The 11,138-nt window shown below is 71.9% G+C and carries 13 protein-coding genes; 8 read left to right on the top strand and 5 right to left on the bottom strand.

The features are described 5' to 3' along the window. Window positions 1-7 precede the first annotated feature (7 nt). Window positions 8-613: a hypothetical protein gene (locus tag ABT171_RS33415; protein WP_351250140.1), complete on the top strand. Its 606-nt coding sequence runs from the start codon at window positions 8-10 to the stop codon at window positions 611-613. 10 nt (window positions 614-623) lie between these two features. Here ABT171_RS33415 and ABT171_RS33410 read toward each other — a convergent pair whose 3' ends face one another. Then, a complete protein-coding gene (locus ABT171_RS33410; RefSeq protein ID WP_351250139.1) occupies window positions 624-956 on the bottom strand; it encodes an Rv1322 family protein in 333 nt (110 codons plus the stop codon). A 221-nt stretch (window positions 957-1,177) separates the two neighbouring features. Here ABT171_RS33410 and ABT171_RS33405 point away from each other — a divergent pair, with 221 nt between their 5' ends. Next, window positions 1,178-2,257 carry an LLM class flavin-dependent oxidoreductase gene (locus ABT171_RS33405; RefSeq protein WP_351250138.1) on the top strand — a complete coding sequence of 360 codons (1,080 nt, stop codon included), beginning with the start codon at window positions 1,178-1,180 and terminating at the stop codon, window positions 2,255-2,257. A gap of 65 nt (window positions 2,258-2,322) precedes the next feature. On the opposite strand, the gene ABT171_RS33400 is transcribed toward ABT171_RS33405, so the two are convergent. Then, a complete protein-coding gene (locus tag ABT171_RS33400; protein ID WP_030656147.1) occupies window positions 2,323-2,715 on the bottom strand; it encodes an SCO5389 family protein in 393 nt (130 codons plus the stop codon). A 275-nt stretch (window positions 2,716-2,990) separates the two neighbouring features. On the opposite strand from ABT171_RS33400, the gene nucS reads away from it, so the two are divergent. Next, window positions 2,991-3,662 (top strand): endonuclease NucS, encoded by a 672-nt coding sequence (gene nucS, locus ABT171_RS33395; RefSeq protein ID WP_351250137.1) that lies wholly within the window; start codon window positions 2,991-2,993, stop codon window positions 3,660-3,662. Between the two features lie 10 nt (window positions 3,663-3,672). On the opposite strand, the gene ABT171_RS33390 is transcribed toward nucS, so the two are convergent. From ABT171_RS33390 to ABT171_RS33380, 3 genes are all read right to left on the bottom strand, one after another. Further along, window positions 3,673-6,135, bottom strand: coding sequence for a Cdc6/Cdc18 family protein (locus ABT171_RS33390; RefSeq protein ID WP_351250192.1), 2,463 nt, complete (start codon window positions 6,133-6,135; stop codon window positions 3,673-3,675). 297 nt (window positions 6,136-6,432) lie between these two features. After that, a complete protein-coding gene (locus ABT171_RS33385) occupies window positions 6,433-6,756 on the bottom strand; it encodes an STAS domain-containing protein (protein ID WP_330337777.1) in 324 nt (107 codons plus the stop codon). A gap of 193 nt (window positions 6,757-6,949) precedes the next feature. Beyond that, window positions 6,950-7,798, bottom strand: coding sequence for a 3-hydroxyacyl-CoA dehydrogenase family protein (locus tag ABT171_RS33380; RefSeq protein WP_351250136.1), 849 nt, complete (start codon window positions 7,796-7,798; stop codon window positions 6,950-6,952). Between the two features lie 396 nt (window positions 7,799-8,194). On the opposite strand from ABT171_RS33380, the gene ABT171_RS33375 reads away from it, so the two are divergent. Genes ABT171_RS33375 through ABT171_RS33355 form a run of 5 tightly spaced genes read left to right on the top strand, consistent with a single transcriptional unit; the run spans window position 8,195 to window position 11,136 of the window. Next, entirely contained in the window at window positions 8,195-8,374 is a 180-nt protein-coding gene (locus ABT171_RS33375) for a hypothetical protein (protein WP_351250135.1), read from the top strand. Continuing rightward, complete coding sequence (locus tag ABT171_RS33370) at window positions 8,371-9,258, top strand: SigE family RNA polymerase sigma factor (RefSeq protein WP_351250134.1); 888 nt, start codon at window positions 8,371-8,373, stop codon at window positions 9,256-9,258. Before ABT171_RS33375 ends, ABT171_RS33370 begins: the two co-directional genes overlap by 4 nt. A gap of 11 nt (window positions 9,259-9,269) precedes the next feature. Next, window positions 9,270-9,968, top strand: coding sequence for a hypothetical protein (locus ABT171_RS33365; RefSeq protein WP_351250133.1), 699 nt, complete (start codon window positions 9,270-9,272; stop codon window positions 9,966-9,968). Window positions 9,969-10,027: 59 nt separating this feature from the next. Next, the gene (locus ABT171_RS33360) at window positions 10,028-10,870 is read left to right on the top strand and encodes a helix-turn-helix domain-containing protein (RefSeq protein WP_351250132.1); all 843 of its coding nucleotides are present in this window, start codon (window positions 10,028-10,030) and stop codon (window positions 10,868-10,870) included. Beyond that, window positions 10,852-11,136 carry a DUF397 domain-containing protein gene (locus tag ABT171_RS33355; RefSeq protein ID WP_351250131.1) on the top strand — a complete coding sequence of 95 codons (285 nt, stop codon included), beginning with the start codon at window positions 10,852-10,854 and terminating at the stop codon, window positions 11,134-11,136. Before ABT171_RS33360 ends, ABT171_RS33355 begins: the two co-directional genes overlap by 19 nt. The last annotated feature ends 2 nt before the right edge of the window (window positions 11,137-11,138 follow it).

Raw genomic sequence — 11,138 nt, 5'->3', positions numbered from 1 at the left:
AGGCCCAGTGCCACGTTTCACGGAGTTCGACTTCGGCGTGTCGTGGGTGATGGGTTTCTTTCATCAGGACGCGACCCACTACGGGGACACAGCCGCCGAAATCGTCGGGAACCACCTCGCGGGTGGGATCAATGAGGCGGCCTTGGCGGTGCGCCGGGACGCGCAGATGCTCGGCAACCTCCCCTCGGAGACGCTGGAGGTGCTGTGGGACGCCGGGGCCGAGTACATGCCGAGCTTCGAGCGGATCGGGGGCGGAGCCCAGTGGACGCGGACGGTAGTCGACCTGTGTGACGCGCGGCTGTCCGGAGAAGCCGACGTACGCCCGCTCACAGGGGCGGACACCGAGGACGGCATGGCCTGTCTCGACGCGGTCGTCGCCGAGATCGAGGGAGCCCGGTTCCTGGCTGCCGAGGTGCGGGCGGCGCTGGTCGACTGCGCCCGCCGCTGCACTCCGGACCTGGCTTTCCGGGTGCTCCTGAGAGTGATCAGAAGCGCCGCCCCGGACGTCTGTCTGTCCCCGGACCAGTACGCGCGGCTGGAGGCCATCGGATCGGCCCTCCAGTACGGCGAGTTCGTGGTGGAGAACGTCAGATACCTGGTCGAAGCCGACTAGACAGGCTCCGCTAGAACCTCGGCGCGTTGCGGGACCGCTGCACCCGTGTGGTGCGGCGGTCCTTCGCGTTCCAGCAGGACTTGTGCCAGTGGCGGCGGTCGTCGACGCCCGCGTGCTCCGGCCAGGCCACCACGTGCGGGACGCCGGAGGGGATCACCTGGTCGCAGCCCGGGCAGCGGTAGGTCTTGCCCTCGGCGCTCGCCCCGGCGACATGGCGCACGCTCCACTCCTCGCCCTGCCAGCTCTCGGTCGACTGCCAGCCGCCGTACCGGGCGGTGCGGTCGTCCTCGGCGCTCCGGCCCGATGATCCGGCTGCCTTCGGTCGGTTGCGGCGCGGGGACACGGGACACCTCTCGGGCTATACAGGGAGCACGGGCTGCTTCCAGCCTACGCGCCGCCACGAGGGGTACGCGTACGGAACCAAACCGTACAAGTCCCCCCGCCCGGCGATCCATTCTGCAGACAATCCGCAAATCTCTCCGCCAGGCCGTGTCCTGGGCACGTGTCAGACGGTTATGCCGGGTGGGGGAGCTCCGGGTCGGAGCCAAGGAAGCAGGAAATGCGATGTACGTAGGAAGTTTTGTGCTGGGCGCCCAGTTCCCGGGCCAGGGCCCCGGGGAGGCCCTGCACCGGGCCGTCCGCTCGGCGGAGGTCGCCGAGGAGGCCGGGCTGGACGCCGTGTGGCTGGGCGAGCATCACTTCGTGCCGTACGGCACATGCCCGTCCGCCGTCACCCTGGCCGCCCTGCTGCTCGGCCGCACCCGCCGCATCCGGGTCGGCACCGCGGTCAGCGTACTGCCCACGGCCCACCCCGTCGCCCTCGGCGAGCAGGCCGCGCTGCTGCACCTGACGAGCGGCGGCCGGTTCAGCCTGGGTGTCGGGCGCGGCGGGCCGTGGGTGGATCTGGAGGTGTTCGGCACCGGCCTGGAGGCGTACGAACACGGGTTCCCCGAGTCACTCGATCTGCTGCTGCGCTGGCTGCGCGAGCCGAGGGTCGGGGCAGCGGGCGAGCGGTTCCGGTTCCGCGAGGTGCCCGTCGTACCGCGCCCGTCGGAGGCGCTGTCGGAGACCCCCGGACCGGAGGTCGTCGTCGCCTGCACCTCTCCGGCGAGCGTACGGCTGGCCGCCGAGCGCGGGCTGCCGATGCTGCTCGGCATGCACATCGGGGACGAGGAGAAGGCCGAGATGGTCGCCCTGTGGCGGCGCTGCGCCCGGGCGGCGGGCCGGCCGGCCGAGGAGATCGCGGACGCCGCGCATGTCTCGGCCGGGGTGTGCCAGCTCGCCGACCGGCGCACGGACGCGGCCGAGACCCTGCTGAAGGCGATGCCGGGCTGGCTGAAGCAGGGCCTGGACGCGCATGTGACGGTCGACGGCCGCGCGCGGGCGATGCGCGACCCGTACGCCTACACCGAGCTGCTCTGCGGGCTGCACCCGGTCGGCACCCCGCGGCTCGCCGCCGACCGGCTCGCCGCCACCTCGGAGCGCACCGGCATCTCCCGTTTCGCCCTCCTCACGGAGGGCTCGGGCGATCTCGCCGCGACCGAGGAGAACCTGCGGCGGCTCGGCGCCGAGGTACTGCCCCAGCTGCGCCGAGCCGTCCCGCACCGCACCGGCCGGCCTGGGGGCTTGCCGCCCCAGCACTGAACGCACCTCCCCCGGATGGAGCGGCAAGCGAGCGGCTCACTGGCTCTGCCGTGGCGGCCTGCGCGTCAGCAGTCCCGGAGCTCCGGCGACTGGTTCAGCAACTGACTGCGCACCGAGGTGAAGCGGGCCAGCGTCTCGTCCACCGAGGCGTCCAGCGGGAACACCGCCACCCGGTGGCAGTTCTGGAAGGCCAGCCGCACACCGAAGTGCCGCTGCAGGGCGCCGCGTATGGCGTCACTCGCGAGCGCGCGCAGCAGCTGACCGCGTGCCTGCTCGTCCGGCGGGGGCGTCTGGTTGTCGGCGAAGGGGCCGCCGTCGACCTTCAGCTGAGCCACCAGGGAGCTGATCATCTCCCATGCGTAGGGCAGGGAGGTCCGGACGCAGTCGACGAATGCTGCTTCGTCGACCTCGCCTCGCTCGGCCTGTTCGAGTAGGGCCGGTGAGACGTCGAGCGACATGGGTACTCCTCTCGCACCCCCGCGGGGCAGGGGTTGCCGGACAGGTAGGGGAGTTCGCTATTTCGAACACGCTCAGTACACACATCGCGACCTCCCGTTCCTACGTTAGGCAACGGTAGGTGACCACACCAGCAGAATGGGTATATGGAACGGTCCCGTTACGGGCACAATCGGCCAGGGATGAACAAGAGTTTCCAGGGACAATTGGGACGATCCACAGGGAGCGCGATGGGCGAATCGCGTGCACCGGCGCGCGTCGAGTAGCGTTGCCGACCATGCGTCTCGTCATTGCCCGGTGCTCGGTCGACTACGCCGGCCGGCTCACCGCCCACCTGCCCTCGGCGCCCCGCCTGATCCTGGTCAAGGCGGACGGCAGCGTCTCCATCCACGCCGACGACCGGGCCTACAAGCCCCTCAACTGGATGTCGCCGCCCTGCACGCTGAAGGAGGGGACGGGCGAGGACGAGGGCGTGTGGACCGTCGTCAACAAGGCGGGCGAAAAACTGATCATCACGATGGAGGAGATCCTCCACGACTCCTCGCACGAACTGGGCGTGGACCCCGGTCTGATCAAGGACGGCGTGGAAGCGCACCTCCAGGAACTGCTGGCCGACCGCATCGAGACGCTCGGCGACGGCTACACGCTCATCCGCCGCGAGTACATGACGGCCATCGGACCGGTGGACATCCTGTGCCGGGACGCGGACGGCCGGACGGTCGCGGTGGAGATCAAGCGGCGGGGCGAGATCGACGGCGTGGAGCAACTCACGCGGTACCTGGAGCTGTTGAACCGCGACCCCCACCTGGCCCCGGTCCGCGGCGTCTTCGCCGCCCAGGAGATCAAGCCCCAGGCCCGCGTCCTCGCCACCGACCGCGGCATCACCTGCCAGATCCTCGACTACGACGCCCTGCGGGGCATCGAGGACGACAAGCTCCGCCTGTTCTGAGCGAGAAGAGCTAGATCACCCCGTCCGGAGACTCCGACGCGCTCTGCGAACTCGCCGCGCTCCCCGAAGTCCGCGGCGCCGTCGGACCGCTCGCCGTGTTCGTGGTGGACGGGCTCGTACCGCCCGTCTGGGGCGGTGAGGAGCTCGGGGTTGTCGACGAGGGAGAGGTCGGCGGGGTCGAGGACGGGCTGCCCGAGGACGTCGACTTCGTCGGCGAGGGGGAACCCGACTTCGTCGGCTTCGACCTGGTCGGAGTCGGGGACGTGCTCCCGCCGCCCGTGCCCCGGGTGTGGCTCGGGGCGGTCGAGGGTGAGGTGGCCGGCTGGGTCGGGGTCGGGTCGTCGGTCGTGCCGTACGTGCCGTCGGGGCCCGGGTTCGTCGGGCGGGCGGCGGTCGGACGCGAGCCGGTGCGTGCCGGCGGGTCGTTCTTCGGGTCCGCGCCGAGGCTGCCGTCGTCCAGGCCGGGGCTCGCCGACGGGTTGACGCCGACCTTCCCGGCCGGGTTCTTACCGGCGTTGTCGTCGGAGGTCATGCCGAGCGTGACGACCGTACCGAGCACGGCGGCGAGCAGTGCCCCGGAGCCGATCGCCACGAGATTGCGGCGGGCCACCTGCACAAGGCCCCTGCCCCGCGCCGTGCCGGGCGCCGGGAGCCGGTCGGTGACCAGGGGGTCGCCGAGGGGCACGTACGGCGGCGGCGCCGACTCCTCGTGCCGTACCTCCGGCAGCTCCTCCCCCGCCGCCGGCGCGAGCCCCGCCGCCACGAGCCCGGGCACCTCGCCGGAGCGGTCGGCGACCAGCGCGAGGGCCCGGCGGCCGGCGACAGTGCCCCGCCTGTCGGCGAGCGCCCCGCGCAGCCCGATGGACGCCTCCAGTTCGGCGCGGGCCCGGTCGAGCTGTCCGCAGCACAGCGCCAGGACACCCAACTCGTGGTGGAAGTAGGCCTGTTCACTCACCTCGCCGGTCAGCCGGGAGGCTTCCGCGCCGGACCGCAGGGCCCGTTCCCAGGCGCTCCAGTGCAGCCCGGCGGCGAAGGCGGGCGCGGCCGTACGGGCGAGCCGTACCGCGCCGCTCGCCTGCCCTTCGGCGGAGGGAGCCGTCTGCGGGACGACCGCGGCGAGCGCGGCCAGGACCGCGTCGGCCTCCGCGCACACCCGCTCGGCGGTGACCGACGGGTGACCGGCCCACCAGGTGTAGTGCTCGGCGGCGGCCAGGGCCTGGGCCTCGGTGTCGTCGGCGTACCCGGCGGCCTCCAGCTGGGTCCGCACGCCGGCCGCGAGGCGGTAGCGGGCGCCGACCGGGGAGACCAGCCCGCACGCGGTGAGTTCGCCGAGGGCGGCGTCGGCGTGGGTGTCGCCGATCAGCGCCGGCAGATGTGCCTGGTGCGGCACCTCGCCGCCGAGGGCGACGGCGAAGCGCAGGGTGGCGCGGGCGGAGGCGCTGAGCCGGGAGGCGAGCAGCGGGGCGGGCGCGGCGGCCTCGCCGAGCGAGGGCAGCGGGACCTCGTCCGCCGGCTCCGGGGACGGTTCGGCCGGCTCGGGTGCGTCCTCGAAGACGCCGTACTCGTCCACCGCCCCGGCGCCGGCCCGCAGCTCGTCGCGCTGCCGGAGCAGGGCGCCGGCCTGGACGAACCGCAGCGGCAGCCCCTCGGACTCGAACCACAGGTCGCCGGCCCAGTTGGCCTCCTCCTCGGTGAGGACCCGGCCGACGGTCCGCTCCAGGATCTCCACGCCGCCGGCCCGGTCGAGGCCGCTGAGGAAGACCTCCTCGACCGCGGACCCGTCGGAGGGCGCCGGCACGTCGGGGGTGGCGCCGATCAGGAACGCGCACTCGGGGGTGGCGTCGAGCAGCTCGTCGAGGGCGGTGCCGCCGAACTCGATGTCGTCCAGGACGACGACCGCACCGATCTCCCGGACCAGCGTGCGCAGTTCGTCCGGTTCCGGGCGGTGCTGCGGGGCGTCGTACACGGCGTGCACGAGGTCGTGCAGGAGATCGGTGGTGGTGCGGTGGAAGCCGGTGAGCCGGATCACGCCGTCGGGCGCGAGGTCCTGGCAGTCCTCGGCGACGAGGTCGAGCAGCGCGGTGCGGCCGGAGCCGCCGGGACCGGTGAGCCGGACCGAGCGGCCCCGGGCCAGCAGCCGGACCAGGCGCTCGCGTTCGTCCTGCCGTTCCACCAGGGAGAGCGCCGGCTGGGCGGGGCCGGGCGGTACGGGCGGCCGGGCGGCACGCTCGGCCTCGGCGCGCTCGGCGGCGGTGCGCTTGCGGGGCCTGGCCGGCCGCCGGACCGGCGGGCAGAGCTCTATCTCGCTGCCGTCGACGGGGTTGACGGTCAGCAGCAGGTCGCCGGCGACGAGCTGCGCCGTACGGGCGAGCGCGGGCGCGCTCTGGCCGAAGTCGGAGGTGAGGGATTCCCGGGGCGGGCGGCGGCTCGCCGCCTGGCCGTGCTCCTCGGGTCCCCGGTCGATCGGGTCCATGGGTTCCATGGGTTCCATGGGTTCAGCCCCCCAAAAGCGTCGTGTGCCCGTGATTCCGGCCCCTCCCGGCCTTGTCGCACACCGCGCTGTCGCTTCTGGTCCGGGCCCGCTCGGTCGAGGGTTGCGAGGCGGCGGGCGACCGAACCCTAAACCTTCGCTCAGTATCTCCGACAGGGCGGGGTGCCGTGCGGTCCGAGACGTCACAGTCCGGTGAGGATTGCCCCCGACGTGCGCTTCGGCGGCTGCGCCCGGTTCCGCCGGGGCTCCCCTGTCGCCCGGTTCACACCCGTAGCGGCCTCACACCCGGGGCAGCGACTCGACCCCGATGCCGCCCTCGATGGCGAGGATGCGGTGCAGCCGGGTGGCCACCAGCAGGCGCTGCATCTGCGGCGGGACACCGCGCAGCACCAGACGGCGACCGCAGCGGCCGGCCCGCCGATGGGCACCCATGATCACCCCGAGTCCGGTGGCGTCCCAGGAGTCCAGTTCGGACAGGTCGAGCACCAGATCGCCGACTCCGCCGTCGACGGCCGAGTGCAGGGCCGTACGGGCGTCCGCCGCGCTGCGGACGTCGAGGCGGCCCCCGACGACCAGCTCGGCATGGTCGCCCCTGATGTGCATAAGCGCTCCCCGTTGAATGCGGTTGGCGTACTCGGTGACGGTGCTGTGCACCGTCTGACTGCGTGCGTGGTGGTGCGGTTGCTGCTTGTAAGCGAACCGATACCCAATTCACCCCGGGGGGTGATTTTCCCGGGGTGAATGTCCGGTCTTGTGCGCGTACGGACGGGTCTCTCGTACGCGGGCCGGGCGGGTCTCAGTACGTGTAGAAGCCCTGCCCGCTCTTGCGGCCGATGTCACCGGCGTCCACCATCCGGCGCATCAGCTCCGGCGGGGCGAACTTCTCGTCCTGGGACTCGGTGTAGATGTTGCTGGTGGCGTGCAGCAGGATGTCCACGCCGGTGAGGTCGGCGGTGGCGAGCGGGCCCATGGCGTGGCCGAAGCCCAGCTTGCAGGCCAGGTCGATGTCCTCGGCGGTGGCGACGCCGGACTCGTAGAGCTTGGTCGCCTCGACGACGAGGGCGGAGATGAGCCGGGTCGTCACGAACCCGGCGACGTCCCGGTTGACGACGATGCAGGTCTTGCCGACGGACTCGGCGAACTCCCGCGCGGTGGCGAGGGCTTCGTCACTGGTCTTGTAGCCCCGGACCAGCTCGACGAGCTGCATCATCGGCACCGGCGAGAAGAAGTGGACGCCGACGACCCGCTCGGGGCGCTCGGTGACCGCCGCGATCTTGGTGATCGGGATGGCGGAGGTGTTGGAGGCGAGCACGGTGTCCGGGCGCACGATCTTGTCGAGCGCGCGGAAGATCTCGTGCTTCACCTCCAGCTTCTCGAAGACGGCCTCGACCACGATGTCCGCGTCGGCGGCGGCGTCCAGGTCGGTGGTGGCGGTGATGCGGGCCAGGGAGGCGTCGGCGTCCTGCGCCGCGATCTTCCCCTTGCTCACGAACTTGTCGTACGACGCCTTGATGCCGTCGGTGCCACGCTTGAGCGCCTCGTCGGTGACGTCGCGCAGGACGACGTCCCAGCCCGCCTGCGCGGCGACCTGAGCGATACCGGACCCCATGAGACCGGCCCCGATGACGGCAAGCTTCCGTGCCACTCCGACTCCCCTTTGAACGCGCTCCAAGTCTGCTTCTCCGGCGGACCATAGCGCTCCGGAGCGGCTGTGTGAGCAGTAAGTAACGCGCGTCACGTCTCACTTGACGGACATCACACCGGCAGCGGTACGCGCCGCCCGGCCGGACCGCCTTCGCGGTACTGCGCACCCGGAAGTGGCTTTTCACCCCAATGGATTGAATCGTCGTCGTTCGCCCGCCGCGTTGCGGGTGGCGGCGGGTGGCGCGGCCCGGCCCTCGGGCCCATTGTTCCGTAACCCCATGATCACGTGGCGTGCCGGACGGCGGCCGGGTCATGCTGGCTCCCCCTCCCGGTTCTTCAACACCGGGCCGTCGAGGGGAAGTTGGAGTGAGTCCTGCTCACAGAAACGAAGTGCGTGATGTCGAGTAAGAAGGTGATGACCGTCGCCGTCCTGGTGACGGTCCTCACGTGGAGCACGGTGATGACCGTGCTGGGACAGGTCGCCGCCGTGGCCACCTTGCTCCCGTCCCTGGGCCTGCTGGTGCAGCAGATCGTCCAGGCCCTGACCGGTCCCGAGAGGGAGGAGCCGCCCCGATGACCTCGCCCTCCGGCGCCGACCGGCCGGCTCCCGCGGAGGCCGGCGGCAGGCGCGGCCGGAAGCCGGCCCCCATCTCCGCGACCGCGGGCCTGTCCCACCGCGCCTGGCTGGAGCCGGTGCGCAACCGCGTCCGCTCCAGCGGCCTGACCCTGGACGAACTCGTCCACCGCTCCGGCTACTCCAAGACCCGGATCAGCGAACTCCTGCGCGGCAACGGCTACTACCCCGCCTGGGAGATCACGTTCAGCGTGATCCGTGCACTCGGCCTGCCCGTGCAGCCGATGCGCCGCCTGTGGACCGCCGCGGCCCGCGAAGCCCGCAAGGAACAGGGGTGGATCGACCACTGCATCGAGCAGGTGGCGTGCGCCCCGGAGCCCCCGCCCCTGGCCCACCAGGCCTTCACCGAGGCGATGCGTGCGCCCTACACCGCCTACGCCCGCGCCTTCCTGCTGGCCGAGGACCGCGTCCGCTGGGCGGTGGGCGAGACCTTCGACCTGCTCTGGCTGTCCTGGAGCGCGGCCGCGAGCAGCGAGAACCTCCGGCGCAACGCCTGGCGCCTGCTGCGGTCCCGGGTGCTGGCCCGGGCCGCCCACCGCGACGGCCGCCCCGACCTGCGCGCCGCCGTCTTCTCCACCGAGGAGGTCAGCGAGAGCGTGCCGGGCCGTCTCGTCGTCATGACCGACCTGGTGGACCTCTTCGACGCCATCGCCCGCCTCCCCCAGGACCAGATGGACGTGGTCGTGCTCGGTCACCTGTGCGGCCTGGACCTGGAGGAAACGATCCCCTACGTCACCGGTCTGAGCCCGGCCATCACCCACGCCGTCGACCACCACGCCCGCGCGGCCCTCGAAGACCTGCTGCGCCGCACGGGCTCCCGGGAGTGACCCCTACCGCCATGCCTGACATAGACGCCCTCCTCGCCCGCGCCCGACTGCACCACCGCCCCGACGTCCCCGCCGACACCGTCCCCTACCAGGACAGCGCCTACCCCGGATACGGACAGGGCGCCATCGGCGCCGCCGACGCCCGCCCCGCCGACCCCGCCGCCATCCGCGACCTGCGCACCCTGTGCGACTCCCTCCTCGGCGCGCTCGCCCCCGGCACGCTCCGCTTCCTCACCGACCAGCTCCCCGAACCGGAGGGGGCCTGGCTGCTCGGCTGCGCCCTGAACGTCGCCGGGATCGACGAAGGGGCCCGCTTCTGGTGGCAGTACGCGGCCGGCGCCGGACACGCGCCGTCCGCCTACTGCCTCTCCCTGCACCATCGCGCGCGCGGCGAGGCCCACGCGGCCGCCTTCTGGTACGGCCAGACCGGCCTGGACGCCACGACCGACCACGACACGATCCCCGTGACCGGCGCCTGCCCGCCGGTGAGCTGCACCTTCGACGCGTCGGTCCCCACGGTGCTGCGGGTCCTCAGCGGCCTGACCGCCCCGGGCACGCACCGCCGCCCCCGTCGCGCCGACGTCGTCACGTCGTACGTCGCCCACGCCGTCCGCCGTGGCTACGCCCGCCATCCCGGCGTCGAGATCCCGGTACCGGGCCCGTGCTTCGCGGACCGGGTCAGCTCGCTTCTCACAGAAGCGGCGCGGTGACCGTCGGCAGATCGATACGCTAAGTGTCCGGGCGGTTACTGATTGGGGAGGGGCGTGCCATGCCGGCGCGGAAGGCGATCACGGGACGCAGCCAGGAACCCCGCAAGCGCTATGCCGAGGAACTCCGGCGCCTGCGCACGGCCAGGGGTCTGAGCCTGCGCGCACTGGCCGACGCGGTCGGCTGGGACCCGTCCCTCTTCATGAAGCTGGAGAGCGGGAAGACGCTGGGCAGTCCGGAGGTGGCCGAGGCGCTGGACGGGTTTTACGGCACGCCTGGGCTTCTGTTGGTGATGTGGGAGTTGGCGGTGGGGGACCCGACTCAGTTCAAGGAGCAGTACAGGCGGTACATGCTGCTGGAGGCGGAGGCGGTGAGCCTGTGGCACTACTCGGTGAGCGCACCGCCAGGTCTGCTCCAGACGGCCGGGTACGCACGCGAGGCGCTCGCGGCGGGCTGGATCAAAGGCCATGAGCTGGACCAGCAGGTCGAGGCGCGATTGGGGCGCCGCCAGCTGCTGGAGAGCGACAACCCGCCACTGTTCCGAGTCATCCTCTCCGAGGCGGTGCTGCGTACTTCGCTGAGCGATCTGGACGCCTGGCGCGAGCAGTTGGAGCACTTGGCGGAGGTCGCCGAGCGCCCGAACATCACCCTCCAGGTGCTGCCGTTCAGCGCCGGTCCCCATGGCCTGATGAACACCGCCGTCAAGTTTCTGCGGTTGACGGACGGTCGCACAGTCGCCTACACCGAGAACGACCTACGTGGCGAACTGGTCGAAGACAACGCCCCAGTTGAGGAGCTGCAGCGTAGGTACGATGCGATGCGTGATCTCGCGCTGCCCCCGGCCGAGTCGCGCAAGTTCATCCTGCGGATGTTGGAGGAAATGCCGTGCGAGCCATCGATCTGAGCGGCGTGACCTGGCGCAAGAGCAGCTACAGCAACACGAGCGGCGGAGATTGCCTCGAAGTCTCCGACGACCTCCTGCACACCGCCGACTGGCGCAAGAGCAGCTACAGCAACCCCGACGGCGGCGCCTGCCTCGAAGTCTGCGACAGCATCCCCTCCGCCGTCCCCGTCCGTGACAGCAAGACCCCCGACGCCCCCGCCCTCCTCTTCGCGGCGGAGCCGTGGTCGTCGTTCGTCGCGGGTGTCAGGAGCGGCGCGCTGCGCTAGGG

This window comes from Streptomyces sp. NPDC001851 (genome assembly GCF_040297165.1).
In the GTDB taxonomy this organism is placed as follows: Bacteria; Actinomycetota; Actinomycetes; order Streptomycetales; family Streptomycetaceae; genus Streptomyces.
This window is presented reverse-complemented; position numbering and strand designations above follow the sequence as displayed.